Here is a 25,390-nt window from a genome sequence, read left to right on the forward strand (position 1 = left end):
TTACCCTGGCCAGACGTACACAGCTTCCCTCACCTCTGGAGCATCGTCTGAAAAAGCAACAAATCCTGAAAGGGCACCCGAGAGCTTCTCGTACAGGCGTCTGGCCCCGATGTTGTGCTCCAGGGTGGTCAGGCGAATGGAACTGCATCCCAGACCCTTCAATGCTTCAGTGGCAGCAGCAAAAAGCTGTTTCCCGATGCCCTGGTTCTGAAATTCGGGCAGCACATGCATGGAGACCACCTCGCCCCACTGCCCATCCAGCACCTTGCCATAGGCGTAACCCACCACCCGATCCTGGTCCTCAAAAACCAGAATCAGACGGTTTTCCTGAATGAACTGTTGCCAGTCCAGGGTCTGTTCTTCCACGGTCAAGCCATCAAAAATGCCCGCTGGCACCAGAGGGGAAAAATGGGTCAAGATGCTGTTCACCTGAATGAAAGCCAGTGCAGGTGCATCACGTTCTTCTGTTTTTCGAATGGGCATGCTCCATTGCAAAACAGTTTCAACTTTTTGGCATGCAGAAAATGGCTTATGGGCTGTTGTGCTTCTAGGACAGTTACAATCCCTCAAACCCAATTTGTTACACTACTCAAGATGAGTCAGGACAAGAAAGCCCAACAGTTTGGCGTCACCCCACAGAGTGTGGATTTTAACGAGTGGTACAACGAGGTCATCACCAAAGCAGACCTCGCAGATTACAGCCCGGTGCGCGGCAGCATGGTGGTCAAGCCCTACGGACATGCCCTCTGGGAGCGCATTGTGCGCTGGCTGGATGACAAATTCAAAGAAACCGGGCACGAAAGCCTGCTGTTCCCCACCCTGATCCCCATGGGGTTCATCACCAGAGAAGCCGACCACGTAGAAGGCTTTGCCCCCGAGCTTTTCACGGTGACCAAAATTGGCACCGAAGTGCTGGAAGAACCCTACGTGATGCGTCCGACCAGCGAGACCATCATCGGACACATGTGGTCCCAGTGGCTGAATTCCTACCGGGATCTGCCATACCTGCACTACCAGTGGGGCAGCGTGTTCCGGGCCGAACTGCGCACCAAGCCTTTCCTGCGCACCGCTGAATTCTTCTGGCATGAGGGGCACACCGCCCATGAAACCGAGCAGGAAGCCCGCAATGAAGTGCAGCAGATGCTGAACATCTACCACGTCTTCTGCCGGGACATCCTGGCGCTGCCTGTGGTGCGGGGCAAGAAAACCCCCTCTGAGCGCTTCGCTGGTGCAATAGACACCTTCTCCATTGAAGGCATGATGCGAGACGGCAAGGCCCTGCAGAGCGGAACCTCCCACTACCTGGGCCAGAACTTTGCAAAAGCCTTTGAGGTGAAATTCCAGGGTCGGGACCAGAAGGAGCATTACGTGCACACCACCTCCTGGGCGATTTCCAGCCGCATCATCGGTGCCCTGATCATGACCCACGGAGACGACAAGGGCCTGCAACTGCCCCCCAACATCGCCCCCATTCAGGTGGTGATTGTGCCCGTGACCCGCAAGGACAACACCGAGCAGATGTTTGAGGCTGCAGACCAGATTGCAGATGAGCTGAAAGCCCTGGGCGTGCGTGTCAAGGTGGACAAACGTGAAGGCCTCTCCAACGGCTTCAAATACAACGACTGGGAGCTCAAAGGGGTGCCCGTGCGTCTGGAAGTCGGTCCCCGCGACCTGGAGCAGGGCGTGCTGGTGGTCAAGAACCGCACCCACGGAGACAAGGAAATCCTGTCTCGCGAAGAGGTGATCTCCGGGATGCCTGCCCGCCTGCAGGAGATCCAGCAGTTCCTGTTCCAGCGTGCAGAGGAATTCCTGCTGGAAAACACCGTTCCTGTGGACACCTTCGAGGAGTTCAAAACCCAGATCGACAACAACAAATGGGTGCTGGCCCACCACTGTGGTGACGCGGCCTGCGAGGCCAGCATCAAAGAAGAAACCAGAGCCACCACCCGCAACGAACCCCTGACTGAAGGGGAATACTTCAACACAGAAGAAAGCGGAACCTGTGTGAAGTGCGGGAAGCCCTCGGGTTATGGCAAACGCATTCTGTTTGGCCGCCAGTACTGAACAAAAACAGACCAGCCCCTGTCAAGCGTCCCCACCACCAGGGGGCGCTTCTGTTTGTGGGAGAATGCCAGCATCCATGCCAGAGGTCCACAACATTCAAGATGCTTTTCTGCAAGCGGCACTTCATTCTGCTGACCCTCAAAACCATCCAGACCTTGCCCGTTTGCAAAATCGGGCCAGTTACACCGAACGCAAGACCTCCTGGGGGTACATGTACCTGCTGGATGTGCTGAAAGAACTGAACATGCTGTCTGGAACAGATTTTCGTTTGACAGATGAGCGGTTTGAAGATCAATACCAGGGGTGGTCTGCGGTGCATGGTCCACATGTTGCAGAAAGTGCGAAGGCTTTGGAAACTGCTTACCAGCACACACAAAACTCCCTGAACGTTTTTGGCCCGTCTTCCACCCTGAGGCTGTCTTGTGTTCTGCGTCCTCTTCAGGCCTGGAGGGTGATGTATGGAATCTTGCAGGCCAGGAAAACACAGCAGCAACACCTGCATTTTCGAATGGACCGTCTTTTGAGTTTCTCGCAGGCTCCGACCGCCAGCCCACCCTGCATCCTCTGGACCCGGCAGGTGCCCAGGGAAGACATCTTGCTGTGGGGATACGTCACCACCCCGATGGACCTCAGTGAATTTGTGGTGCTCAACCGCCATCCCGAGGGCCACCTCTCCATTCCCCTTTCAGAACTGGAGGTGAGGGGCGGATTCAGGCCCACAGATGTGTTGCAAAACCAGGAAGGGTGGCAGGAAAGCACCCCATCCGTGCTGCCTCTGCCCACGATTCAGGAACAGGAGGCCAACGAGGCGTCCATTGCCAGCGCCAGACAGCTTGAAAGGCAGTTTCCAGATCCTCTGCTCAGGCGTCTGACCCGCAGCATCATCAATTTGCGGAAGATCAGATGATGAAAAAACAAAGCAAGGAATACCCTTGCTTTGTTGAACTGCACGTCGAGTGGCCCCTTTACTGGGCCTGTTCCTGCAGCTTGAGGACTTCCTGAATGGCGTTCTGAAAGTGCTCCGGGGGCATGGCTCCATTGGCCACGGCGTAACCATTCACGATGAAAAAAGGAACCCCCTGAACCCCCTGGCGTTTGATGTGCTGGTCAAAGGTGCGGATGTCCTGCACGTCCTGGTTGCTGTGCAGGTAAGCAGCAACCTCTTCACGGTCCAGCCCAGCCTGAACCCCCAGTTCGGTCAGGGTGTCCAGATCAGAGAGGTTTTTTCCTTCTGTGAAGTAGGCCCTGAACAGCAGTTCGGTGATCTCGGTCTGTTTGCCTCTTTCCTGGGCAAATCTGGCAAGGCGGTGGGCGTTGATGGTGTTGGGAGAGATGGTCACACGGTCAAAGCGGTACTCCCAGCCTGCATCTTTTGCTTTCTGGGTGATCATGTCCTGCATCTGCTCCACCCGTTCACGGGACCCGAATTTCTTGCTGAGGTGCTCCAGGTGATCCACACCGCCTTCGGGCACTTCCGGGTTGAGCTGGAAGGGCAGCATTTCAATGCTGGCTTCACCGTTCCAGATGCCGTTCTGGCGCAGCAAATCCAGGCCTTTTTGCAGGTTGGCTTCCCCGATGGGGCAGAACGGGCATACCCAGTCCGAAACGATCTGGATGTTCAGGTTCGGACTGGGTTTCAGGTTGATGGGTTTGATGGTCTGGGGCTCTGCAGGACGCACCTCGCAGGTGTCGCCTTCGCAGATCAGGGTTTCCGTTTCACTCATGCTATAGATTTTATAGTATCAGGTACTGGCAGAAAGTGATCCTTCTCGCTTGATGGCCCAGCTGGAGCGGTGCTCTGCAGCAAAGCGTTCAAAAGACACTGCGGGGCGGCCCAGAACGTTTGAGAGGTCTTCTCTGGGTTTGCTGCCAAACCCCAGACGGGCGGTGGTGTAAATGGCGGTCAGGGTCATGATGTGTTCCCAGGAGGCCCCCCTGCCCTTCCAGTGTCGCACCCACTCGGGAAAACTGGGGTCAATGTGCTGGATGCGCCTGCCCAGCGTGCTGCTCAGCACATCTGCCACCTGCTGGTAATCCAGGGCTTCTGGTCCGGTCAGGTCGTAAGCTTTGTACTCATGTCCAGGCTGGATCAGGCTGACCGTGGCAACTTCAGCAATGTCACGGGCATCGATCAGGGCAGTGTGGTGCTGGCCTGCCGGAATGAACAGCTGCCCTTCTTCAATTTCACCCTTGTGAAAAGTGGTCAGGTTCTGCATGAAGAAAGAGGCCCTCAGGAAGGTGTAAGGCATCCCCATTTTTTCCAGATGCTGCTCTATTTTGCGGTGCGGGGACAGCGGGTTGTGCTGGGCACCAATCAGGGACAGAAACACCACCTGTTTGACTCCTGCTTCCTGAGCAGCATGCAGGAAAGGAAAAATCTCCTTGCGGGGGTTGTTGAGGTGGGCAGGGCGCACCAGAAACAGGCGATCCACATCCTGCAGCGCGGCAGCATGGGTTTCTGGGCGCTCAAAATCAAATTCAACAAAGGGAAACAGTGGTCCCATTTTGGCTTTCGCCTGTTCCACATCTGGAACAGCAGCATTGAAAGGGTAACTTCTGGCTTTGAGGTGACGAAGGACATACTCACCGACGTTCCCTGTGGCTCCGGTGACCAGGATCCGTTTCATGTTGTTCCTCGTTTCCAGCAGGGTTTCTGCTGAAATGCGCTTCTTGATGTCAGCGTACTCCCAGAAAGAGGAACCTTTGTCCCGATTTTCACAACTGCCTGGGGCCTTTATCCCGGAACCTTCAAAACCTGGGAATTCGGGCAAAAACAGCCTGAAATGCAGAAAGAGGAACCCCAAAATGTTTCCCCTTTCTGCATCAAACCTGGCTTTCTCTGCAGGCCCCGCAGTCTGTTTTCTTCAGGACAGCACAGGCTCTTTCAGAAACACATCTGGAACCCAGCCCCGGTGGGCTTCCAGCAGGTCATCCACCAGGGACCAGATTTCATCCAGGGTGAGTTCGGTGCTGGTGTGGGGGTCCAGCATGGCTGCGTGGTAGATGTGCTCTTTCTTGCCCGTCAGGGCGGCTTCCACGGTCAGGGATTGCACGTTGATGTTGGTTTGCATCAGGGCGGCAAGTTGAGGGGGCAGTTTGCCAATGCGGGTGGGTTGCAGGCCGTTTCTGTCCACCAGCACAGGCACCTCCACACAGGAATCCAGCGGCAGGTTCTCGATCAGGTGGTCGTTTTGCACGTTGCCATACACCACCCGTGGAATGCCAGTTTCCAGACTGTGAATGATCAGGGAGCCGTATTCCACACTGCGGTGCACCTCCATGGGATGGGTGGGGTCTTCCAGTTGCTTTCTGAGGTCTTCCCAGCCTGCAATCTGGTTGACACAGCGTCTGGGATACTCGTCCAGCGGGATGTTGAAGCGTTCAATCAGTTCAGGATGCTTCTCTTTGATGAAGTAAGGGACGTATTCAGAGAAGTGCTCGCTGGATTCAGTGACAAAGAAGCCCAGTCGGGTCAGCATCTCGTAGCGCACCCGGTTCCAGTCGGGCATTTTCCCGGTGCGGGCGATCTCCTGCAATTGAGGGTACAGGTCTTCCCCATCCCGCTCAAATTTCAAGTAGAAGGCCATGTGGTTGATGCCTGCAGCAATGTAATTGATCTCCTGTACAGGGATGCCCAGATCGTTGGCCAGTTCCTGAGCAGTGTGCTGCACGCTGTGGCACAGCCCAATGGTTTTGATCCTGGTGGCCCGGTTGAGCGCCAGGCAGTTCATCACCATGGGGTTCACGTAATTCAGGTGGGTGACCTCCGGGCACAGGCGTTCCATGTCGCGGGCCATGTCCAGAAACACCGGAATGGTCCTGAGGGCACGCATGATGCCGCCAATTCCGAGGGTGTCTGCGATGGTCTGCCTGAGGCCGTATTTTTTGGGGATCTCGAAGTCGGTGACGGTGGCAGGCTGATACCCCCCCACCTGAATCATGTTGATGGCGTAGTCTGCCCCATCCAGCGCACGTTCGCGGTCCAGTGTGGAGACAATGGTGGGCTGGATGCCCAGGGTCTGGGCCAGCCTGCGGGCCACCACTTCACTGGTGTTCAGGCGCTCCTCGTTGATGTCATAAAGCCGGATTTCGGCATTTGAAAGTTCGGGAAAGCTGAGGATGTCGGTCAGCAGGTTTCGAGCAAACACGGTGCTGCCTGCGCCAATGAAGGTGATCACGGGGTTTCTGGACATGGTTTTCTCCTTTTGGGGAACAGAGGGCTTGAAGGATGGGTTTCTTTTGATCGATCAAATTTTTGCGAAAAGCAGCGCCAGCGCACCACCTGCAAAAGCACAGACTCTAACTCAGGACGATTCGCGGGTTTTCAGGGTGACCGGCAGACGCACCACACCAGAGCGGGTCTGGCCTTCCATCTGTTCCAGCAGCAGTTTGATGGCCGTGTCTGCCATCTGCTGGTAGGGCACACTCACGGTGGTCAGAGAAGGCACAAGGTACTGGGTGAACTCAAAATCATCCACTCCCGTGATGGCAAGGTCCTGGGGAACCCTTACCCCTGCATGCAGTGCGGCATTGAGCAGGCCTGCAGCCATGCGGTCATTGGCAGCAATGATGGCTTCGGGTCTGGAATTGAGCAGCCAGAACTGCCTGAATGCAGCCTTGCCCCCTTCAAAACTCCAATTGCCCTGCTGGATGTAACCTGCAGGTGTGCCCACCCCGAGTTCGTCCATTCCGTCCAGATAGGCTTGCAGGCGTTCCTCTCCGCTGTTCCCAGAATCCGAGGTGTGGCCTGCCAGAAAAGCAATCCTGCGCTTTCCCTTCTGGGACAGGTGTTGCAGCACAGCCAGGATGCCTTCCCGGTATTCTGCGGTCACGGAAAGCCAGCGTTTGTGCGGATGGGAATGGTCAAAAATCACCAGCGGCTGACCGGAGCGCTTGAGCTGCAACTGGGCCTGTTCGGGCAAACTGGGGCCCACCAGCACGGCTCCATCCAACCTTCCCTGCGCAAAATGCTGCATGATGTCGCGCAGGCTGTCTGGCTCATCTGTAACGTGGTAGGTCAGCAGGCTGTAATTGTTGTTTCTGGCCGCATGGGCCAGTGCCGCCTGAACGAAAGTGCGGTAAGGGTCCTGCACTTCCGAGGCATGCACCTGGTAAAACACACATGCCACGGTCATGGAACGTGCTTGACGCAAGGCTCTGGCAGCGTAATTGGGCACATATCCCATCTGCTCAATCACCGCTTTGACCCTGTCACGGGTCTCTGGCCGCACGATGTCCATGTTGTTGATCACATTGGATACCGTCTGGTAAGACACCCCTGCTTTTTTTGCCACTGCCCTCAAGGTCACACGGGCCATATTCCCACCTCTTTTGATCGTTCAAATTCATTGAAGCAGATCCGGGCTGCAAATGTCAATGGGTCTCCTCCAGCCACCCATAGGTTTCTTCCAGAAAATGCGGAACAACCCGACTGGTGTTCAGCTGTCCAGCAAGCAAAACATCTGCAGCAAAACCACGTTCCACAAGCTCTCTGCCAGAAGCACAGCTCTGAAGATGGTGAAGAACATCCTGCTGGATGTGCTCGAAAGCCACCCTGGCCATCTCTGCTTCTGGAGACCTTGTTTCTGACCCAGGCAGATCAAGGGCCTGAATCACCGCCCCACAGCCCCACAGGTCTTCAATGGCCGGGCGCAGGGTGCCGTCCATCCACTTCTCCCCTGCGGCCACCAGCAGCACACTGGAAAACCTGTCTCTTAAAAATTCACCTACAGCACGGGCATTGCGCAGGCAGGCTGTGAAAACCTGTACCCCTGGCACCTCTGCAGCAAGTGCAGACAGGCTTGCTCCATTGGGTGAGGGCAGCACCAGCTTTGCCCCTTCAGGAAGGGTTTGCAAAGACACCGGAGACAGGGAAAACTGCCCATCAAAACGCCTTTCACTGCTGGCCAGCAGTGCGCCATGTTTCTGTGCATGCTGCCGGGCCGTGTGGTCTTTCCAGCGGTAGGGCAACACCTGGGCCTTTCTGGACAGGGCCACCTCCACACAGGTGCTGAAAGACAGCACATCCACAACCACCACGGCTTCACTGTGGGGGGCCAGATGCTGGATGGCCTGCTCTCCCCACTCAAACCGGACAGGATAAGGGCTCTGGTCAAAAAACACCTGCTCAGTCTATGAAGGGCCGTGGTCTGCCACCCTCCGCAAAGTGGCTTACTGCACCCTGAAGGGTCCCGCGCCTGTCCATTTTGCAGATGCTGTGCCCAGCAGCCTTCTTTAGTCTGAAACCATGATCTCCCTGAAATCCCCCCTGAAATGCCTCGGTCACCAGACCGACCTGATTTTCGCCCGGTTTTTTGGCATCGTCGGGCAGCATGCAGATTGCATCAGCATCCAGAGTCCCAGCAACCGGGGCCATTATTTTGGAAATTACCTGATCTACCTGCGCCCTCCACAGAAGGGAGATCTGCCGGTCTGGTCTGAGCAGTTTGAAACCCTGGTGGGACCTCCAGAGGAAGTGCGGCACCGCATGTTCTGCTGGGATGACCCTGAGAACGCCGGAGAGGTGCAGGCGTTTCTGGATGCAGGCTACATTCTGGAAGATTCCATCGTGATGACAGCCGAAAGCCTGAACGAAGCCAGTCCCAGAGCCGAAAACGTGGAAATCCGCCCCCTGCAGGACACCGACGAGGACTGGGCAGCCCTGTTCAGGTTGCAGATGACCCTCAAACCCGAAGAAAACGACGAAGGCCGCTATGCAGAATTCAAAAAAGCCCACCTGAAAATGTACCGCGAGATGCAACGCCAGAACCTGGGCCACTGGTATGGGGCCTGGATGGGTGGGCAACTGGTGTCCAACATGGGTCTTTTTGTGGATGATAAGCTCGCCCGTTACCAGCAGGTGGGCACCCACCCGGATTTCAGACGCCTGAACCTGACCCGCACCCTGCTGAAATACGCTGCAGAACACGCACTGAAAATCTATGGCCCCAGAACCCTGGTGATCGTGGCAGATGAGCATCACTTTGCCAAAGAGGTCTACAGAAGCGCAGGGTTTGAACCTTTAGAGAAGCAATATGCCCTCCTGAAGATGCCCGGAAAATGATCCAGCAAAAAAACACCCCCTGAGTTTCCTCAGGGGGCTTGCGTCAGCTGAAATCAGCCTTCGATGACGAAGTCAATGTGAATGGGCACGCGACGGCGCTTGTCCATCTGCACAGCCTGAACCTTGACGTTCAGTGTGGTGCCATCCAGATCCAGGCTGATGGCTTCTTTGGTGCTGACCTGGCGGAAAGCACGGTCGAAGGCTTTGGCGTCCACGGCGAGCTTCACATTGTTGTCTTTGTTGTAGGCAACGGCGGCGATCAGACCTTCGCCAGCTGAGCCTTCACGTTTTACGGCTTTGAGTTCCATGCTGTCCTCCTGAACTGCAGGTGCTTAGACCTGCACACGAAAAATGATTGTACCAAGTTTTTGCAAATTACGCCAGAACACTCTCAAGGTCTGCCTGCGTGATGGTCTTGCGCTGGGCACCAACAGCCGTTGCAGCCAGCGCTCCAGCCACATTGGCCATTCTGGCGGCCTGCTTGAGGGGCTGCCCTGAGAGGATGGCGTGGGCAAACACCGCACTGAAGGTGTCGCCTGCTCCGGTGGAGTCCACCACTTCATCTCCGAGGGGCACAGATTCCACCAGATCGGTTTCCTGGGGGGTCCAGATGATGGAGCCGTGTGCACCCACCTTGACGATCACGCAGCCTGCTCCACGGTCTTTCAAACCAAAGAGGGCGTCGCTGATGTTGTCGGTTTCGGTGATGGTTTGCAGTTCGTGGCGGTTGAGCAGCAGGTAATCTGCGCTCAGCACCGTGTCCAGCAGTTTCACACCAGCAGCATTGACTGCACCGGTGCCCAGATCAATCAGGACCGGGACACTGGCTTTCTTGGCAGCACTGATGGCCTTGATGGCGTATTCCCGCTGTGGGCCACCAATCAGGCTGTAAGCGCTGACCAGCAGGCCATCGGCGGTCTCGACGTCTTTTTTCTTGAGTTTGGCGGCATCCAGCTGGCGGTTGGCATCTCCAGAGGAGATCATGGCCCGTTTGCCATCGGGGGTCTGCATCACCGTGATGGTGCTGGTCAGCAGATCCTCAATGACCTGAATGGCGTTGACATTCACGCCACTTTCCCGAACGTATTTTAAAGCCACCTCTGCAAAAGGGTCGGACCCCACAGAGGCGGCCAGTGTGACTTCATGACCGAGTCGCGCCAGCGTGACGCTCATGGTGCCGCCTGATCCACCCGCTTGCATGGTGGAACGGATCGGAGACACTTCCTCGCCCGGTGCGGGGATGTGGTTCAGGTGGTACAGGTGATCCACCGTAACATCACCAATGACGTAAAACTTCACAGCTTCCTCCAAAAAGTGTGTCTTGTTTATCAGGGAAATTTTAGCATGGTCAGGGGGTTAAACCGTCACACCAGCAGAACATCAGGCCGTCAGGCCATCGTGCAAACCCTGCCATTGCGCGTAGCTCAGGGCCTCCGCACGAATGGTGGGACTGACCTGCAAAGCGGCAAGCACCTCATCAATCTTCTGGGTTGCGTATCCTGCAGCCTGAAGGTTGTTTCTGAGGGTCTTCCTGCGGTGGGCCAGTCCAGCTTCCAGTAAACGCAACAGGGTTCTGGGGGGCTTTTGTCCCGTCAGGTCCACCCTCACCACGCTGCTGGTGACATCTGGTGCAGGATAAAACGCGCCTTTGGGCACGTCTTTGACGATTCTGGCTTTCCCGTGCAGTGCCGTTAAAGCACTCAAAAAACCGTACTGGTCGGTGCCTGGAAGGGCAACCAGGCGCTGGGCGACCTCTTTCTGAACCAGAAAGGTGGCACGGCTGAAACGACCACTCTCGAAAATTCGGGTGAGAATGGCCGTCGAGATGTAGTACGGCAGGTTGGCAATCAGGACGCTGCCTGCCGGAACGTCGTTCCAGGCAAATTCCAGGGCGTCGCCCCAGACAATTTGAACGTTCTGCAAATCCGCGATGGTTTCCTGCAGAACGGGTTTCAGACGCTCGTCTTTTTCCAGGGTGATGACCGGCAGCCCACTTGCTGCCAGCTCACGGGTGAGCACCCCTAAACCTGGCCCCACTTCGTACACCGTTCCTGCGGGTTCTCCAGCCTGCACGATCATGCGCAGGATGTTGCCGTCAATCAGGAAGTTCTGTCCGAAGGCTTTGGTGGGGCGCATGCCGTGCCGTTCCAGCAGGTCATGCACCACTTTGGGGGAGTAGAGGGGTGCTTCCACGTTCAGGCCAGCACGGTGTGGTCGAGGGTGTGTTCCAGCTTGGCCTTGGCGTCCTCAAAGCTGAGGTGCAGGGCCACCATCACTTCTGTCACCAGAATGTGTTTGGCTTCTTCGTAGATCGCCCGTTCGGTCACGGCAAGGCTGCGCATCTGGGCGCGGCGGTGCAGGGTTCCAACCAGCTGGGCGATGATGTAGATGTTTCCTTCTTGCATGATGGTCTGTTCCCGACGGTGGCGTGGGGTCCAGGCTGCAGGCAAATCCATGTCTGGCAGAACCAGCTGTCCGAGGAGCCTCGGGATGTCGTCGACAGGGGTGATGCGCCTGAGTCCAAGGCGTTCTGCATGATCGACAGGGACACGAACTTGCATGCCAGTTTTGAGGAGTTCAATCTCAAAGTAGTTCTGGGTTCTGCCCATGACTTCGAGTTCGCTGAGCCCCATGATGGTCCCCGCACCATGGCTGGGGTAAACCACGTTATCACCGACATTTAAGCTGATTGGCATGTTGAAAAGACTCCTTTATCTGTGCCGTGAATGGGGTCTGAAATTGCCGCGCAATTTCCGTCCAAATCAACAGATAGCACAAATACCGATTGTACCATATCCAGCGGCTCCATGCTGAGCATCTCCTGAAAAATGGACCAGGTTCAATGAGAATTTTTGTTTTTCTGCACAACAAAAACCGCCGTCAAATCTAGACAAAAGCCCTTGCTTTTTGAGGCAAATGGTGGGCAGATTTCTGGATCCAATCCTGTTCACTGCAGGGTCTGTGGTTTGACCTCTGCAGGACCACACCCTGCAGGTTCCTGCTGCATGTTGGTGGCAGCAGGGCCATGCTCCATGCTCCACTTCCCGATGGCCTGAATCACTGGATGCAGGGTCTCACCAAAAGGGGTCAGGGAATATTCCACTTTGGGGGGAATCTGGTCGTAAATCTTGCGCTGCACAATGCCATCTTCTTCGAGTTCACGCAGTTGCTGGGTCAGCATCTTCTCGGTAACCGCGCCAATGGCCCTGCGCATTTCTGCAAAACGGTGGGGGCGATGAAAAAGCAAGTACAGGATGGGCACTTTCCAGCGACCTCCAATGACTTTGAGGGTGAATCCGGTGGGGCAGTAATGTTCGGGAGTGTTCATTCATCCTCCTGGGGACTTACTTTTTGGTGGGTACCTTACTCTTTTGTAAGTACTTCACAAAACATACCATCTGGACTATAAACAGAACAGGCATCAGGGCACCTTCTGGACAGGCTTCCAGACAGCGCTCTGCGGCTTCACTTCCCATGACTTCCCTTTAGACAGCAGGCATCAGGAGATTCCTGATGCAGCCCTTTCACACCCCAAGGAGGCCCACATGGCCCGCATTCTGCACCTGGATTCCAGTGCCCGCACCGAAGGTTCCTTCTCCCGCCAGCTCAGCCGTGAATTTGTGGAAACCTGGCTGAAACTCAACCCTCAGGACACCGTCACTTACCGGGACCTGGGCACCACACCCCTGCCTTTTGTGGACCAGCACTGGCTGAAGGCCGTGTTTGCTCCCAGCACGCCCCCCGCTGCCCAGGAGCAATCTGCCCTGACGGTCTCTGACCTGCTGATTGATGAGCTGGAAGCTGCCGATGTGCTGGTTTTCGGGGTGCCCATCTACAACTTCAGTGTTCCGGCCAGCTTCAAGGCTTACCTGGATCAGGTGATCCGCATGGGACGCACCACCCGCTTCACCTCTGCAGGCCCAGAAGGTTTGCTGAAAGGCAAACAGGCCTACATCATCACGGCCAGCGGATCGGATTTCAGCCAGGATCCCTGGAAAAGCCTGGACCACCACACCCCCCTCATCAAGACCACACTGGGGTTCATGGGCATCACCGACGTGACCTTCATCAAACAGCATGGATACACCCCCGAATCCCAGCAGGCCAACCTGCAGGAAGCCCGCAAGCACATCGAAACGCTCACCCGCACCGGAGAACCGACCGGGGTCTGAGGACGGGCAAAAGAAGAAGGCCGGGAATTGCCCCGGCCTCTTTTGGTTTGATCCTCAGGCAGGTTGCAAATGATTTGCAGCAAGAACAGCCAGGATCTCCTCTGTGGTTCCCACTTCTGCCAGACGGGGAAAAATCTGGGTCAGGCTGTGCTCGTGGGAAGGCAAATGCAAATCCGTGAGGGCATCCGAGGCGATGGTGACGTTGAAGGCCCGGTCATGGGCTTCACGGGCCGTGGATTCCACACCCACACTGGTGGAAATGCCCCCCAGCACAATCCCGGTGATCCCTCTGCGCCTGAGGTGGAGTTCCAGATCGGTGCCATAAAAAGCGCTCCAGTGGTGCTTGGTCACCACAATGTCGCTGTCCTGAAGCTGCAATTCCTCTGCAAAATCTGCAAAATCTGCAGGCAGGGTCATGGGGGGTCTGGGATGGTCTGCTCTGGGCTTCAGAGCATCTCCACCATCTGCAGCGAAAGTCACGTGAACCAGCACCACAGGAAGGCCTTGTTTTCTGAAAGCTGCAGCCAGTTCAGCAGCTTTTGATACGACAGCATCGGCAGGATGGGCGGTGGGGAGGCGAACAATGCCTTTTTGCAGGTCAATCAGGACCAGGGCGGTTCTGGAATCAAGTGCAGTGATGGTCATGGGATTCTCCTTTGCAAACCGATGGAGGCCTCCTCGATCTGCACACAGGTTACGCCAGATGCAACCCATAAATCCAATGGTGTTTTTTGAGATCAGGCATTAGAATAACCTATGGCCGATTTCAACTGGTATCGGAATTTTCTGGCGGTCTACCGCATGGGCAGTGTTTCCGGGGCAGCCCGTGCCCGAAACGTCACACAACCCACCCTCAGCCAGCAACTTGCTGCTCTGGAAGCCAGTCTGGGAGAAGCCCTGTTCGTGCGCACCGCCAGAGGCATGGAACCCACGGAAAGGGGCAAGGCCCTGTATGCAGAGGTGGCAGATGCCATAGACCGTCTGGAACAGGTGAACCGCAGCAGAAAAACCAATGTTTCTCTGGAATTGCCGCTGCTCAGGCTCGGAACCACCCCGGAGTTCTTTCAGGTGTACCTGCTGCCCCACCTGAAAACCCTGAACCTGCGCATGCACGTGAAATTCGCAGATCCAAAAACCCTGCATGAAGAGCTGGAAACCGGAAATCTGGATCTGGTGGTTTCCACCCGCAGGCCCACGGGCCGGGTGCTGGAAGGGCAGATCCTCTCCAGAAAACACATTGTGCTGGTTGCGCCTGCCAGCTTTCCCCTGCCAGAACACGAGGCGCTGGAAACCTGGTTGCCTGCTCAGCACTGGGTGGCACACAACACCGACATCTTGCTGATCAGAAAATTCTGGAAGGATTTTTACAGCAGCAGGCTGGACATTCAGCCCCTGCTGGTGGTCCCGGACCTCAGAATGGTGCTCTCTGCTGTGGAACAGGGCCTGGGTCTGGCCGTGCTGCCCGAATTCCTCTGCCTGGAAGCCCTGCAGACAGGCCGCGTGCAGCGGGTGCTGGGACCCATCGAACTGTACTCCCGAGAGCAATGGATCATGGCGTACCGCGAAGCAGACAGGCAGAAAGACACCCTCAGGCAGGTGATGGATTGCCTGACCACCGTGCTGGAAGCTGCCGGAGATTGAGAGACCAATTGAAACTTAAACGTGCAGAGGTCTGGAATGTTCTGCCAGATGCTCCTGCACCAGCTTCAAATCTGCAAACTGCTGGCTGAGCAGTTGCACATGCAACCTCTGGGCCTGGGTCCAGGCAAAATCGGCCTGGGTCTGGGTGATGTGGCCCTCCTTCAGGGCTTCTTCCAGTTCATCTCCATCCATGATCTCTGCAGCTTTGACCTGCCAGCCATCTGGCACAGCCACAATGTCCAGATAGAGGTCCAGACCGTAGGGAATGCCATCTTCATCCCTTTCATTGCTCTGGTTGATGTCCAGATAGAACTGCACCGGACAGTCGTGGGGATCAAGCTGCACGGTCAGGGCGTGGTGGGCACCGGTTGGAGCAAAGTGAATCCAGCGGTAATGCGAATCCAGAATTTTGACCTGCTGCCCTGCACAGGTGGGCACCCACAGCGGATGGCTGACCAGTCCTGCAATGTAATCCACCAGAATGCCTTCGGGCAGGATGTAAATGTGCTGTTCATCGGTCAAGGTGCGGTGCCAGCCCAGATGATCAAATCGTTTCTTTTTCATCGGGAACACCATACTACATTTGACCGATTTTGCCACTTGGTTTAAACCCGTACGGGCAAACGTTCCAGACCCCGAATCACAAAAGTGGGACGCCACCTGAGCTGTTCAGGTCTGGCCTTCAACACCAGATCGGGAAACCGTTCCAGCAGCATTCTGAACGCGATGTGCAACTCCATGCGGGCCAGGGGTGCCCCCAGACAGTAATGCATGCCCTGCCCGAAGGAGAGGTGTTTGTTGGGGTTGCGGCCCAGGTCCAGCACGTCTGCCTTTTTGAACTGGCTTTCATCGCGGTTGGCAGAGGCAATCACGCCCAGCACCATCTCTCCGGCTTTGATGCCTGCACCCAGCAGGGTCAGGTCTGATCTGGCGTAACGCTCGGTGGCCATTTCCACAGGAGGGGAAAAGCGGGCCAGTTCCTCTGTTGCAGATGGAATCAGGCTGAAGTCGTTCAGCAGGCGGTTTTTCTCTGCCGGGTGTTGCAGCAGGGTGAGGACTCCATTGGTGATCAGGTTGACGGTGGTTTCATGGCCTGCAGTGATCAGCAGGAAAATCATGGCCAGGCACTCGTCTTCGCTGAGGTGGTCTCCGGCCTCCTCTGCCTGAACGATGGCGGTCACCAGATCGTCTCTGGGCTGGTCTCTGCGGCTTTGCACCAGGGTGCGCAGGTACTTCATCAGGGCCACCATCTGCGGCAGGGACAGCAGGGCATTCAGTTCGGTGGGGGCTTTGAGGATGGCACGGGTCCAGTGGTGAAATTTGCCGTGGTCTGCAGCAGGAATGCCCAGAATTTCGGTGATGACGGTCATGGGGAGGGGCAAAGCAAAATCGTGGATCAGCTCGGCTTCCCGCTTTTTTTCCAGATGGTTCAGCAGGATGTGGGTGATCTCCTGAATCCGGCCTCTCATGTGCTCAATGCGCCTGGGCGTGAAAGCCTGATGGACCAGGGTTTTCAGGCGGCGGTGGTCGGGCTCATCCTGGTCCAGCATGTTGCGCATCAGGGGTTTGAGAATGGCTGGCACCCACTGCTCTTTCTGTTTTGATCCCTCGATGTTGCGCCGGTCCTTGACGAAGCGCTCGTCTTTGAGGAGGGACACCACATCGTCATAGCGGCTGACCAGCCAGACTTTGCGGCTCCCCACCTGGGTGGGGTAAATCGGGCTTTCTGCCCGCAAATTGGCATAGAAAGGAAAGGGATCTGCCTTGAACTGGCGGCTGACAATGCTGATCTTACCCATGTTTTTCCTCCTTCAGACCACCGAGCAGCACCTGTGAAAGCACCTTGCCTGCCTCCTGCCACTGGTCCTGGATGACTTTGTCTCCCAGCAAATTCAGCACCGCCACACCCAGGGCACTGGCGGCCAGAATGCGCACGGTGAGTTCCACAGGGAGCGCTTTGAGTTTCCCCTCTTTTATCAGTTGCCCGAAATACTGCTCAGCAATCTGAAAGGTGGGGGCCATGATTTCGTGCTGGTAGCGGGCCTGCAAATCCCGGTTGACCAGCAGTTCTGGAAGCAAACCCTGCAAAATGGTCATGTCCTGCTGGATCTGGCCCATGCGGTGCTCCAGATACACCGTCAGAAAAGCCTCGAAGTCCAGGGTCTGCCCTTCCTGAAAGTGAATGGGGCGCTCCGGGGTTTCATTGAGCTGGTTCATCAGGCCCATCAGCAGGGCTTCTTTGTTGGGAAAATAATTGTAGATGGTGCCATCTGCAATGCCAGCGGTGCGGGCAATCTGTTTGATGGTGGCGCTGTGAAAGCCTTTTTCTGCAAAAACCTGGGCAGCTGCCTTCAGGATCTGCTTTTTGCGGGCTTCGATGAGCTGTTGCTGGATGGGGTCTGTGGGATCTGGCATGTACACCTCAGAATGAACGTATATTCAGTTTAATGAATGAGCATTCATTCAGTCAATACCTGTTCTCAGGCAGCTCATTCTGCTGAAGTTGCTTCTGCTACCCTGCAGTCATGAACAGAGACCAGTGGCAACAGGTCATTGACAGCGATTACCAGCTTCCAGAGGGTGTCTCTCTGCATGAGGCCACCCGTGAACTGCTGGATTTCCTCTCCTCTACCGATGGTTTTTTGAGGGACACGGTGGGGTACTTCACCCTGTCTGCCTGGATTGAAAGGGGCATGTACCCAGAAGCAGAGCTGCAAAGCCTGCTCTCCTGGACCCAGGACAACCTGCGTCTGGGTCTGGGCACCAGCGGGCACGATTCGGTGTTTTTGCGTTCTTTCAGCGTTTTGATTTTGTCGGAAATCATTGGCTTTGATGGGGAAAACCCTGTACTGCCAGAAGCAGAACGCCATGCAGCCCTGGAACGCACCCTGGAGTACCTTGCAGAAGAATGCGACCTGAGGGGTTACGTGCCCGAAAAAGGCTGGGCACACGCCATTGCCCACGGAGCCGATGCTTTGATGGTTTTTGCAGCACACCCTCACAGCACCCCCACCCAGATTCTGGCAGTGCTGGACAGCATTCAGGATCTGGTTCTGATGGAACATGTCTACCTTTACAGTGAAGAGAAAAGGCTGGCCCGCGCCGCCCACGCCGCCCTGGCCCGACTGGGCACCGAGAACATCCATTTGTGGCTGGAACACACGCTGGACCGGGTGCAGCCCGACTGGTACGCCTCTCCAGAGCAGGCCGCTGCCCGCCTGAACCTGCAGGGTTTTCTGAATGCCCTGGTGCTGATCAGCAAGGAAACCGAACAGCACCCGTTGCAGGAAGCCGTGCAGGAGGCGTTGCTTCAACTCAGGTGACTTTAATCCTGAGGGGCATTCACCAGGGTGTAAACCCTCAAAAATTCACTGACACTCCAGGCCTGAAAAGGGCATCCTCTGGTGGTCATGCTTTTTGCTTCCAGCACCTCTGCCACAGAGCCCAGACCACCCTCCAGCAGGTGGTTTTTCAGGCCGTGCATCAGACTGTTCAGCACATCCCTGTCTCTGGTTTCCTTCCAGAGCAGTTCCAGGTAACTGCCCACAGGCCAGGCCCAGATGGTGCCCTGGTGGTAGGCAACATCCCGCACCATCTGGGCTCCTGTGAAGTTGGGTTTGAATTCCTTCTCGGTGGGGGCCAGTGAGTAGGTGCCCACCGGGGTCACCAGCAGTTCCGCTGCCGTTTGCAGGGCCAGTTTGCGCTGCTCTGATGTCGATGGGGTGTAAGGCAAAGCCAGAGCAATCAGTGCATTGGGACGCACATCTGCATTGAACTGGCCTTCTGCAGTGATGTAGTCATAGAAGTAATTCTTGTCAGGGTTCCAGAACTGGGCAAAAGACTGCTGGCCTTTTTGCAGCAGGTCTGCACAGAGGGCCGTAAAATCGTCCTGGACTGCAAATTTTTCAGACAGGTTCAGGAAGATCTGCAGGGCATTCAGCCACAAAGCGCAAATTTCAATGGCCTTGCCGTGCCTGGGGGTCACCACCCAGTCGCGGATTTTCACGTCCATCCAGGTGAGCTGCACCCCTTTTTCACCCGCACTGAGCAGTCCGTCTTGCACATCCACTTTGATGTTGAAGTCCGTTCCCTCGATGTGATGACGGACCATCTCTTTCAGGACAGCGAACTGCTCTCTGGCAAACTCAAAATCCTGGGTGGCATCCAGATAACGTTCCAGCGCCACAAAGAGCCACAACGCCCCATCCACCGTGTTGTATCCGGCTCCTTTTCCATCGTCCCAGAAGTTGTTGGGCACCAGTCCCTGCCTCTGGTATTTCAGGAAGGTGGTCAGGATGCCTTTTGCGTCTGAAAAACGCCCGGTGGGCAGGGTCAATCCAGAAAGGGCAATCATGGAATCCCGCCCCCAGTCTGCAAACCAGGGATAACCCGCAATCACCGAGACAGAATCCACGGTCTGGCGGTGCACCAGAAAAGCATCTGCAGCCAGGGCCAGGGTTGCCACGGTGTCGTCTTGCACCCCACTGGTCTGAAACGCCTGCTGGATGAGGTTTTCCCGTCGTTTCTGTTCTTGCTTCTGGGCTTCCCAGGGATCTCCCTGCCAGCCTGTGGCAGACACCACCAGTGCAAAACGGGAGCGGCCTGCAGGAAGGGTCACCTGATACATGGGGATGCGGGCAGCAATGTCCTCACAACCCTCTCCCCTTTCGTGCTCAACGCGGTAAAAAAGCTGCTGGGGGGTCACCTGCACAGGCAAAGCCTTGAAATCTTCCCCATGAAAACGCACCGTCACCCCCCGGTTTTCCCCATAAGCGCTCTGGATCACGTTCTGGTGGCTGGAGAACTGCACATCTGGAAGGCTTTCACAGGTGCCGTGCATGTCCCGGTCCGAAAAGAGCCCTTCCAGGGTCATTTCTGCCGCATGTGGGGTCAGCACTTCATACAGGTAGCAAAGGGTCCCACTGCCCTGCGGCATCACCACAGAGCGTTGCACCGTCACCCCGAAAGCCTGATGGGTCTGTTTTGGTTGAAGCGCTTCCAATTTGCAATCGATCAGAAAATCCCAGCCGCGTCCCACAAAATAACCCGGCGTCATCTCCAGGGTGTACAGGCTTGCTTGCTGCTTTCCCAGTTGCAGGGTCTCCAGGGGCATGATCCAGGGCAAATCCCGCTGCACCGGCGGATTGTGGCTGTGGGCCAGCCCGTGGTACTTGCGGGTGGGCACCCCGGCAGGGGTCATCATGTGAAATCCGCCCAGACCATCCGTGAGCAGGTACTCCTGCGTCAGGCTGCGGGCCGCCTCGTGGGTGATTTTCAATTGAGGGAGCATAGGGAAAGTATACAGAACCGTTCCACCGCAATATTTGTGACAGCCTGAAAAAGCTACACTGAGACCAATGATCGAGTTGATACAGTACTCCAAAAGCTACGGTGCGTATCAAGCCGTAAAACCCCTCTCCCTCACCATGAATCCGGGGGTGGTCACCTCCCTGCTGGGTCCCAACGGAGCTGGCAAAACCACCACCATTCGGGCCATCGTGGGCCTCACCCGGCCCAGTGCCGGACAGGTCAAGGTGGAAGGCATAGATGTCTGGAAAGATCCTTTGAAAGCCAAGAAACGCATCGGGTACATCCCGGACCGACCTTACCTGTACGGGAAACTGAGTGCCCGTGAGCTGCTGCGTTTCATTGCCGGGGTGCATGGCCTGAGCAATGCCAACCCACACATTGAAACCTGGCTGCAGTTTTTTGGGCTGGAAGATTTTGGCAATGCCCTGATCGAAACTTATTCGCACGGCATGAAACAGAAACTGACGGTGATTGCCGCCATGCTGCCTGAGCCTCCCGTTCTGGTGGTGGATGAACCGATGGTGGGTCTGGACCCCAAGGCCGCAAAACAGGTGCGTGAACTGCTGCAGGAACATGCCCGCAAAGGCAACACCGTGCTGCTGACCACCCACAGCATGCCCCTGGCAGAAGCCATCAGTGAAAAAATTGCTGTTCTGCACAAAGGTAAATTGCGCGCACTGGGCAACATTGCCGAACTGAAGCACCTCACCCACGGTGGGGACCTGGAAGATGTCTTCTTCAAGCTGCTTGAGGAGGAAGAGGCCCAGCATGCTGCTGCAACTTAAACTGACCGGGCTGTGGAACGCTGTGCGCACTGGAAACCGCTTCGGATATGGGGTGGTGCTCCTGATCGGTCTGGCCATGGTGTTGGGAGAGTGGATCGGGGTGCACAAAGCCCTGGACTTTCTGGACCGTTACGGTGAGGGGATTGGTTTTTCCATTGCCAAACGGTTTCTGGAGGCTGGTGTGGTGGTGCTTTCTGCTGGCGTGACCTTCACCAGCATCACCACAGCCATCAGCACCGTTTACCTGTCAGACGACCTGAATTTTCTGTTGACCCAGCCGATTTCCACCCTGAGGGTTTTTGGTCTGAAACTGCTGGAAACTTTTCTCAGTGCTGCAGGTGTGCCTGCCTTGCTGACCATCCCAGCCATCCTGAGCATTGGAGCGTATTTTCATGCTCCAGGCTGGTATTACCTGCTTTCCACCTGGCTGATCCTGATCGTGTACATGCTGCCTGTGGCCATGGGCTGCCTGATTGCGGTGCTGCTGATGCGTTTTGCTCCGGTGGGCAAAGTGAAGGAAGTTGCAACTGGCATGGGGGTTTTGCTCTCTGCAGGTCTGGTCTACATCATCCGTGCCCTCAAACCCGAAGCCCTTTTGAAAGTCACCGATCCCCAGCAATTTGACCGTTTGCTGGCCCAGTTCGTGGGCAATGAGGACACCCTGATGCCCCCGGCCCTGGCCGCCCGCGCACTGTGGGACGCCTCACAGGGACACTTCAACACCGCAGCACTGGGGGTGAGCCTGATCAGTGTGGTGGCCCTCTGGCTAGCCGGATTCATGGCGGTGGTGGCCTACCGGGAAGGCTGGATCCGGGGTCTGGAAGGCACCACCCGCGCCCTCAATGGCAAAGTGCTGCTGGCAAGCTGGGGGGAACGCCTGTATGGCAAGCTGGGCTCCATCGGGCACATCCTGTACAAGGACCTGCGCCTGATCATGCGGGATGCCACCCAGTGGAGCCAGTTGCTGGTGCTGGTGGCCCTGGTCGGGGTATATCTGGTCTCGCTCAGCAGTTACCCGCTGGATGGCGCACTGGGCGTTCCCAGGTTCAGAAACGTGATTGGCTTTCTGCAGCTGGTGTTTCAGGGGTTTCTGGTGGCAGGCATTGGCATTCGCATGGCCTTTCCGGTGATCTCTCTGGAAGGCTACGGGTTCTGGTTGCTGCAAACGGCTCCGGTGACCTACACCCGCATGGTGGTGGGCAAATTCATGGGTGCATTGATCCCCATGATGGCCGTGTCGGTGGTGCTGGCCTGGCAGACCGCCATCATCCTGAAACTGGGCGAGGTGATGACCATTGCCCTGTGGACGGTGGCCATCAGCAGCACCATGGTGATCACAGCACTGGGCGTGTCTCTGGGCGCAGCTTTTCCCAGGTTCAGGGCAGACAACCCCAGCGAGATTGCCATGTCTCCGGGGGGCATCCTGTACATGGTGCTCAGCATGGTTTATGTGGGTCTGCTGGCAGTCATCATGGCCCGCCCTGCTTCTGTCATCATCTTGCAAGGAAAAAACGTGTACTGGACCACCCCTGAAGGCCTGTTGCTGCTGGGCCTGATTGGGATCATCACGGTGGTGGTGACGGTTGGAAGTCTGTGGTGGGGCATTCGGGCGCTGGACAGGTTGAACCAGTAAAAGCTTCCCGCTGGATGTTTTTGACCTCTGTGACCCACAGAGGTTTTTTTGTGCCCTCAAGCTGTCAAAATCCCAGCCCAGAAATCTGTGTTGCAGTCCCATCCCTGGCCCTCTCTCCCACACACGCCTGCACACACTCCTGTCACTGCGTGAAAACCAACTACATTTTTGAAACTTTTTTGCTAAAATGCCTGCAATGGTGGAGGAACCTCCCAGTTCTCACAAAGAACACCCAACCTCAACGCTTATTTGGCGTTCCTGTCCCAAAGGGGCAGGGACGCTTTAACGCTATATTCCACCTCAGGAGCTTGTGTGAACATATCCGACCTTTTAGGCCTCTTGTCCCTTTTCGTGCTGGTGATCCTCAACGGTTACTTTGTGGCTTCCGAGTTTGCACTGGTCAGTGTGCGGCGCACCCGCATTGAACAACTGGTGGACGAGGGGGTGCGGGCTGCCAAAGACGTCAAAACCGCGCTGCAACAACTGGACCTCTACATTGCAGCCACCCAGCTTGGCATCACCATGGCTTCTCTGGCCATTGGTTTTGTGGCCGAACCGGCCATTGAGCACCTGCTGCACCCCTGGCTGGAAAAAATGGAAGTCAGTGCCAGCAGCGTCAAAGCCATTTCCTTCGGGGTGGCCTTTGCCATTTCCACCACCTTGCACATTGTGTTTGGAGAACTGGCCCCCAAGAGCATCGCCCTGCAACTCACCGAGCAGACCGCCCTGGCCGTCACCAAACCCCTGATGATCTTCACCACCGTGTTCCGGCCTGTGATCTTCAGCATGAACTGGCTGGGCAACAAAATTGTCAGCCTGCTGGGCCTCAAACCCGCCAGTGGGCACCACAGCCTGTACTCGGAAGAAGAAATTCGCATGATCCTGGACACCTCCAGCGAGGCGGGCATGTTTGAGGAGCAGGAGCGGGAATTTCTGGAAAATGTCTTTGAATTCGATGCCATCACGGTGAAGGCCATCATGACCCACCGCACCGAGATCATCGCCATGCCCGCAGATGCCCCGCTCAGGGAACTGATCGAATACCGCCGGGAGCACGGCTATTCCCGCGTTCCGGTGTTTGAAGGCACCCTGGACAACATCACCGGGATCATCCACACCGCAGACACCTTGCTGCACCTGGACCATCTGGACACCCTCACCCTGGAGACCATCAAACGCCCGGTGTACTTCGTGCCAGAGAGCATGAAGGTGCGTGACCTTTTCAACAGCCTGAAAACCCAGAAGACCCACATGGCCATCGTGGTGGATGAATTCGGGGGCACCGCAGGTCTGGTGACCCTGGAAGACGCCATCGAGGAACTGGTCGGAGACATCTACGACGAAACCGACGAGGAAGAAGACAAAATCCAGATCCTGGACAACAACACCTACATGGTGGATGGTGGCGTCCACATGAATGAAATTGAAAGCCTGCTGGAAATGGAAATCGACAACTCAGACGAATCTGAGTACGAAACGGTGGCAGGCTTTCTGTTCTCCAGGCTGGGCCACATCCCCAAAGTCGGGGAGAGCGTGCGGGCCAACAACTGGATCTTTGAAGTGATGGATGCCAACGACCGGGCCATCAAGCAGGTCTCGATTTACCCCCACACCGAGGTGCAGGAAGAAGAGGCTTGACAAAGCTTCAGGGCTGGTATACTATTTCGTGCGTGTCCGCGAGGTTCCATGTAACCTCCAGGGCCAGAAAGCTTCTGGCCCCATCGTCTAACGGTTAGGACACTACCCTTTCAAGGTAGCGATACGGGTTCGAATCCCGTTGGGGTCACCAGATCCTGAACGCCCAGAGTCAAGCTCTGGGCGTTCTCCTTTTGTGCTGTTTACTGGTAGCTGATTTCCCGGGTGGCGGTCAGTTCTCCAGCCTCATAGAGTTTGATCCAGTTGCCCTGCGCATCGTAATCGTGGGTGTATTCGGTGAGGAAGGTTTCGCCGTCTGTCACAGATTTCTCTGCGGTCTTTGCGCCCTTCGCATTGTAGTACACCGTGAAACTGCCATCTTCTGCCCCCACAGAAACCAGATGACCGTCCTGGTAGGTGTAAATGTTGATGCCTTCCGGCAGGTACATCCCATCCTGGCTGGTGTAGAGGGTTTCTTTGATGGGTAAAAATTCTGCGTTGTACTCAAAGACCCTGCGGGTTGAAGTGATGTCTCCCCCATCTTCTTCACGGGAAAACAAAACCCCATTCTGGTAGGTGTCGATGAGTTTACCGTGGTTGGTTTTGCTTTCAAAGACCACCACGCCATTCTGGCTGGACACCAGGGTGCGGTTTTTCACCTCGTTCAGTTCAATGCCGTAACGGTTGAATTGCACGGTTTCACAGTAATCTGCTGCCAGGAAGCAGGTTTTGACCTGCCTGACCGGACCATGCAATTCAAAATCCGCAAGATCAAGGAAGCCCAGTTGTTCAGGGTTCACAGGAACATCCTGGGCCAGCGCCATGCCCAGAAGCAGACCTGCAACAAGCCATGTTTTCATGCCTCAGTTTAAAGCGTCTGTCAAAAGCATGGGCGGAGAAGTTGGCAGTTTTCAGGTCACAGTTCACAGCAAGATGCACCCTTTGCACACCTCTCAAAGAAATAGACTCTGGTTGCAAAGAAGCTGCAGATTTGAGGATTTATTTACTGAAGTTACGCACCAAAAAATGGGGGTGATTTTCGCAGGTGGACATCCCGTCCAGAGGGGCGCATGATGGAAACATGTCG

Annotated in this window: 26 protein-coding genes and 1 tRNA gene; 10 read left to right on the forward strand and 17 right to left on the reverse strand. The window is 56.0% G+C overall.

Features of this window, described 5'->3' with window-relative positions; translation table 11 throughout:
- Positions 1-483 carry a GNAT family N-acetyltransferase gene (locus IEY52_RS14275; protein WP_189003383.1) on the reverse strand — a complete coding sequence of 161 codons (483 nt, stop codon included), beginning with the start codon at positions 481-483 and terminating at the stop codon, positions 1-3.
- 111 nt (positions 484-594) lie between these two features.
- Here IEY52_RS14275 and proS point away from each other — a divergent pair, with 111 nt between their 5' ends.
- Positions 595-2,064 (forward strand): proline--tRNA ligase, encoded by a 1,470-nt coding sequence (proS, locus tag IEY52_RS14280; protein ID WP_189003385.1) that lies wholly within the window; start codon positions 595-597, stop codon positions 2,062-2,064.
- A 76-nt stretch (positions 2,065-2,140) separates the two neighbouring features.
- Entirely contained in the window at positions 2,141-2,971 is an 831-nt protein-coding gene (locus IEY52_RS14285; protein WP_189003387.1) for a hypothetical protein, read from the forward strand.
- 58 nt (positions 2,972-3,029) lie between these two features.
- On the opposite strand, the gene IEY52_RS14290 is transcribed toward IEY52_RS14285, so the two are convergent.
- The 5 genes from IEY52_RS14290 to IEY52_RS14310 form a co-directional block, all read right to left on the reverse strand.
- Positions 3,030-3,788, reverse strand: coding sequence for a DsbA family oxidoreductase (locus tag IEY52_RS14290; RefSeq protein ID WP_189003389.1), 759 nt, complete (start codon positions 3,786-3,788; stop codon positions 3,030-3,032).
- 18 nt (positions 3,789-3,806) lie between these two features.
- Entirely contained in the window at positions 3,807-4,691 is an 885-nt protein-coding gene (locus tag IEY52_RS14295; protein ID WP_189003391.1) for an SDR family oxidoreductase, read from the reverse strand.
- A 237-nt stretch (positions 4,692-4,928) separates the two neighbouring features.
- A complete protein-coding gene (locus IEY52_RS14300) occupies positions 4,929-6,257 on the reverse strand; it encodes an alpha-glucosidase/alpha-galactosidase (RefSeq protein WP_189003393.1) in 1,329 nt (442 codons plus the stop codon).
- Positions 6,258-6,368: 111 nt separating this feature from the next.
- A complete protein-coding gene (locus IEY52_RS14305) occupies positions 6,369-7,382 on the reverse strand; it encodes a LacI family DNA-binding transcriptional regulator (protein WP_189003395.1) in 1,014 nt (337 codons plus the stop codon).
- A 55-nt stretch (positions 7,383-7,437) separates the two neighbouring features.
- Positions 7,438-8,187 (reverse strand): 2-phosphosulfolactate phosphatase, encoded by a 750-nt coding sequence (locus IEY52_RS14310; protein ID WP_189003398.1) that lies wholly within the window; start codon positions 8,185-8,187, stop codon positions 7,438-7,440.
- A 124-nt stretch (positions 8,188-8,311) separates the two neighbouring features.
- On the opposite strand from IEY52_RS14310, the gene IEY52_RS14315 reads away from it, so the two are divergent.
- Positions 8,312-9,127, forward strand: a complete 816-nt coding sequence (locus tag IEY52_RS14315; RefSeq protein WP_189003400.1) for a GNAT family N-acetyltransferase — start codon at positions 8,312-8,314, stop codon at positions 9,125-9,127.
- Between the two features lie 53 nt (positions 9,128-9,180).
- Here IEY52_RS14315 and IEY52_RS14320 read toward each other — a convergent pair whose 3' ends face one another.
- The 5 genes from IEY52_RS14320 to IEY52_RS14340 all read right to left on the reverse strand — a co-directional run bounded on the left by IEY52_RS14320 (position 9,181) and on the right by IEY52_RS14340 (position 12,455).
- Positions 9,181-9,435: a hypothetical protein gene (locus IEY52_RS14320; RefSeq protein WP_189003402.1), complete on the reverse strand. Its 255-nt coding sequence runs from the start codon at positions 9,433-9,435 to the stop codon at positions 9,181-9,183.
- Positions 9,436-9,502: 67 nt separating this feature from the next.
- Complete coding sequence (locus IEY52_RS14325; protein WP_189003404.1) at positions 9,503-10,426, reverse strand: carbohydrate kinase family protein; 924 nt, start codon at positions 10,424-10,426, stop codon at positions 9,503-9,505.
- A gap of 81 nt (positions 10,427-10,507) precedes the next feature.
- Positions 10,508-11,320 (reverse strand): 16S rRNA (adenine(1518)-N(6)/adenine(1519)-N(6))-dimethyltransferase RsmA, encoded by an 813-nt coding sequence (gene rsmA / locus IEY52_RS14330; RefSeq protein WP_189003406.1) that lies wholly within the window; start codon positions 11,318-11,320, stop codon positions 10,508-10,510.
- A gap of 2 nt (positions 11,321-11,322) precedes the next feature.
- Complete coding sequence (locus IEY52_RS14335; protein ID WP_189003408.1) at positions 11,323-11,823, reverse strand: CarD family transcriptional regulator; 501 nt, start codon at positions 11,821-11,823, stop codon at positions 11,323-11,325.
- Between the two features lie 251 nt (positions 11,824-12,074).
- The gene (locus IEY52_RS14340; RefSeq protein WP_189003410.1) at positions 12,075-12,455 is read right to left on the reverse strand and encodes a winged helix-turn-helix transcriptional regulator; all 381 of its coding nucleotides are present in this window, start codon (positions 12,453-12,455) and stop codon (positions 12,075-12,077) included.
- 217 nt (positions 12,456-12,672) lie between these two features.
- Between IEY52_RS14340 and IEY52_RS14345 the strand changes: the two genes are divergently transcribed.
- Positions 12,673-13,299 carry an FMN-dependent NADH-azoreductase gene (locus tag IEY52_RS14345; protein WP_189003412.1) on the forward strand — a complete coding sequence of 209 codons (627 nt, stop codon included), beginning with the start codon at positions 12,673-12,675 and terminating at the stop codon, positions 13,297-13,299.
- A gap of 54 nt (positions 13,300-13,353) precedes the next feature.
- Here IEY52_RS14345 and IEY52_RS14350 read toward each other — a convergent pair whose 3' ends face one another.
- The gene (locus IEY52_RS14350; RefSeq protein ID WP_189003414.1) at positions 13,354-13,944 is read right to left on the reverse strand and encodes a hydrolase; all 591 of its coding nucleotides are present in this window, start codon (positions 13,942-13,944) and stop codon (positions 13,354-13,356) included.
- 111 nt (positions 13,945-14,055) lie between these two features.
- Between IEY52_RS14350 and IEY52_RS14355 the strand changes: the two genes are divergently transcribed.
- Positions 14,056-14,940, forward strand: coding sequence for a LysR family transcriptional regulator (locus tag IEY52_RS14355; RefSeq protein WP_189003417.1), 885 nt, complete (start codon positions 14,056-14,058; stop codon positions 14,938-14,940).
- 15 nt (positions 14,941-14,955) lie between these two features.
- Here IEY52_RS14355 and IEY52_RS14360 read toward each other — a convergent pair whose 3' ends face one another.
- The 3 genes from IEY52_RS14360 to IEY52_RS14370 are packed head-to-tail and all read right to left on the reverse strand — an operon-like array spanning position 14,956 to position 17,355.
- Positions 14,956-15,504, reverse strand: a complete 549-nt coding sequence (locus IEY52_RS14360; protein WP_189003419.1) for a ribonuclease FAU-1 family protein — start codon at positions 15,502-15,504, stop codon at positions 14,956-14,958.
- A gap of 41 nt (positions 15,505-15,545) precedes the next feature.
- Positions 15,546-16,739: a cytochrome P450 family protein gene (locus IEY52_RS14365; protein WP_189003444.1), complete on the reverse strand. Its 1,194-nt coding sequence runs from the start codon at positions 16,737-16,739 to the stop codon at positions 15,546-15,548.
- Positions 16,732-17,355: a TetR/AcrR family transcriptional regulator gene (locus IEY52_RS14370; protein ID WP_189003446.1), complete on the reverse strand. Its 624-nt coding sequence runs from the start codon at positions 17,353-17,355 to the stop codon at positions 16,732-16,734. The genes IEY52_RS14365 and IEY52_RS14370 overlap by 8 nt, the downstream gene beginning before the upstream one ends.
- Positions 17,356-17,465: 110 nt before the next feature.
- Here IEY52_RS14370 and IEY52_RS14375 point away from each other — a divergent pair, with 110 nt between their 5' ends.
- The gene (locus tag IEY52_RS14375; protein WP_189003448.1) at positions 17,466-18,263 is read left to right on the forward strand and encodes a DUF2785 domain-containing protein; all 798 of its coding nucleotides are present in this window, start codon (positions 17,466-17,468) and stop codon (positions 18,261-18,263) included.
- Between the two features lie 2 nt (positions 18,264-18,265).
- Here IEY52_RS14375 and IEY52_RS14380 read toward each other — a convergent pair whose 3' ends face one another.
- Positions 18,266-20,230: an amylo-alpha-1,6-glucosidase gene (locus IEY52_RS14380; protein ID WP_189003450.1), complete on the reverse strand. Its 1,965-nt coding sequence runs from the start codon at positions 20,228-20,230 to the stop codon at positions 18,266-18,268.
- Between the two features lie 67 nt (positions 20,231-20,297).
- On the opposite strand from IEY52_RS14380, the gene IEY52_RS14385 reads away from it, so the two are divergent.
- From IEY52_RS14385 to IEY52_RS14400, 4 genes are all read left to right on the forward strand, one after another.
- The gene (locus IEY52_RS14385; RefSeq protein ID WP_189003453.1) at positions 20,298-21,035 is read left to right on the forward strand and encodes an ABC transporter ATP-binding protein; all 738 of its coding nucleotides are present in this window, start codon (positions 20,298-20,300) and stop codon (positions 21,033-21,035) included.
- Positions 21,019-22,668, forward strand: coding sequence for a putative ABC transporter permease subunit (locus tag IEY52_RS14390; protein WP_189003455.1), 1,650 nt, complete (start codon positions 21,019-21,021; stop codon positions 22,666-22,668). The genes IEY52_RS14385 and IEY52_RS14390 overlap by 17 nt, the downstream gene beginning before the upstream one ends.
- A 312-nt stretch (positions 22,669-22,980) precedes the next feature.
- Complete coding sequence (locus tag IEY52_RS14395) at positions 22,981-24,306, forward strand: hemolysin family protein (RefSeq protein WP_308425018.1); 1,326 nt, start codon at positions 22,981-22,983, stop codon at positions 24,304-24,306.
- 76 nt (positions 24,307-24,382) lie between these two features.
- A tRNA-Glu gene (locus IEY52_RS14400) sits at positions 24,383-24,457 on the forward strand.
- Between the two features lie 49 nt (positions 24,458-24,506).
- Here IEY52_RS14400 and IEY52_RS14405 read toward each other — a convergent pair.
- Positions 24,507-25,163: a hypothetical protein gene (locus tag IEY52_RS14405; protein ID WP_189003457.1), complete on the reverse strand. Its 657-nt coding sequence runs from the start codon at positions 25,161-25,163 to the stop codon at positions 24,507-24,509.
- Between the last annotated feature and the right edge of the window lie 227 nt (positions 25,164-25,390).

The organism is Deinococcus roseus (assembly GCF_014646895.1).
GTDB lineage: Bacteria > Deinococcota > Deinococci > Deinococcales > Deinococcaceae > Deinococcus_C > Deinococcus_C roseus.

What these genes read in the sequence shown, in the direction of transcription:
- IEY52_RS14275 (WP_189003383.1), bottom strand. Translation starts at nt 483, where the DNA reads ATGCCCATTCGAAAAACAGAAGAACGTGATGCACCTGCACTGGCTTTC.
- proS (WP_189003385.1), top strand. Translation starts at nt 595, where the DNA reads ATGAGTCAGGACAAGAAAGCCCAACAGTTTGGCGTCACCCCACAGAGT.
- IEY52_RS14285 (WP_189003387.1), top strand. Translation starts at nt 2,141, where the DNA reads ATGCCAGAGGTCCACAACATTCAAGATGCTTTTCTGCAAGCGGCACTT.
- IEY52_RS14290 (WP_189003389.1), bottom strand. Translation starts at nt 3,788, where the DNA reads ATGAGTGAAACGGAAACCCTGATCTGCGAAGGCGACACCTGCGAGGTG.
- IEY52_RS14295 (WP_189003391.1), bottom strand. Translation starts at nt 4,691, where the DNA reads ATGAAACGGATCCTGGTCACCGGAGCCACAGGGAACGTCGGTGAGTAT.
- IEY52_RS14300 (WP_189003393.1), bottom strand. Translation starts at nt 6,257, where the DNA reads ATGTCCAGAAACCCCGTGATCACCTTCATTGGCGCAGGCAGCACCGTG.
- IEY52_RS14305 (WP_189003395.1), bottom strand. Translation starts at nt 7,382, where the DNA reads ATGGCCCGTGTGACCTTGAGGGCAGTGGCAAAAAAAGCAGGGGTGTCT.
- IEY52_RS14315 (WP_189003400.1), top strand. Translation starts at nt 8,312, where the DNA reads ATGATCTCCCTGAAATCCCCCCTGAAATGCCTCGGTCACCAGACCGAC.
- IEY52_RS14320 (WP_189003402.1), bottom strand. Translation starts at nt 9,435, where the DNA reads ATGGAACTCAAAGCCGTAAAACGTGAAGGCTCAGCTGGCGAAGGTCTG.
- IEY52_RS14335 (WP_189003408.1), bottom strand. Translation starts at nt 11,823, where the DNA reads ATGCCAATCAGCTTAAATGTCGGTGATAACGTGGTTTACCCCAGCCAT.
- IEY52_RS14340 (WP_189003410.1), bottom strand. Translation starts at nt 12,455, where the DNA reads ATGAACACTCCCGAACATTACTGCCCCACCGGATTCACCCTCAAAGTC.
- IEY52_RS14345 (WP_189003412.1), top strand. Translation starts at nt 12,673, where the DNA reads ATGGCCCGCATTCTGCACCTGGATTCCAGTGCCCGCACCGAAGGTTCC.
- IEY52_RS14350 (WP_189003414.1), bottom strand. Translation starts at nt 13,944, where the DNA reads ATGACCATCACTGCACTTGATTCCAGAACCGCCCTGGTCCTGATTGAC.
- IEY52_RS14355 (WP_189003417.1), top strand. Translation starts at nt 14,056, where the DNA reads ATGGCCGATTTCAACTGGTATCGGAATTTTCTGGCGGTCTACCGCATG.
- IEY52_RS14360 (WP_189003419.1), bottom strand. Translation starts at nt 15,504, where the DNA reads ATGAAAAAGAAACGATTTGATCATCTGGGCTGGCACCGCACCTTGACC.
- IEY52_RS14365 (WP_189003444.1), bottom strand. Translation starts at nt 16,739, where the DNA reads ATGGGTAAGATCAGCATTGTCAGCCGCCAGTTCAAGGCAGATCCCTTT.
- IEY52_RS14370 (WP_189003446.1), bottom strand. Translation starts at nt 17,355, where the DNA reads ATGCCAGATCCCACAGACCCCATCCAGCAACAGCTCATCGAAGCCCGC.
- IEY52_RS14375 (WP_189003448.1), top strand. Translation starts at nt 17,466, where the DNA reads ATGAACAGAGACCAGTGGCAACAGGTCATTGACAGCGATTACCAGCTT.
- IEY52_RS14380 (WP_189003450.1), bottom strand. Translation starts at nt 20,230, where the DNA reads ATGCTCCCTCAATTGAAAATCACCCACGAGGCGGCCCGCAGCCTGACG.
- IEY52_RS14385 (WP_189003453.1), top strand. Translation starts at nt 20,298, where the DNA reads ATGATCGAGTTGATACAGTACTCCAAAAGCTACGGTGCGTATCAAGCC.
- IEY52_RS14390 (WP_189003455.1), top strand. Translation starts at nt 21,019, where the DNA reads ATGCTGCTGCAACTTAAACTGACCGGGCTGTGGAACGCTGTGCGCACT.
- IEY52_RS14405 (WP_189003457.1), bottom strand. Translation starts at nt 25,163, where the DNA reads ATGAAAACATGGCTTGTTGCAGGTCTGCTTCTGGGCATGGCGCTGGCC.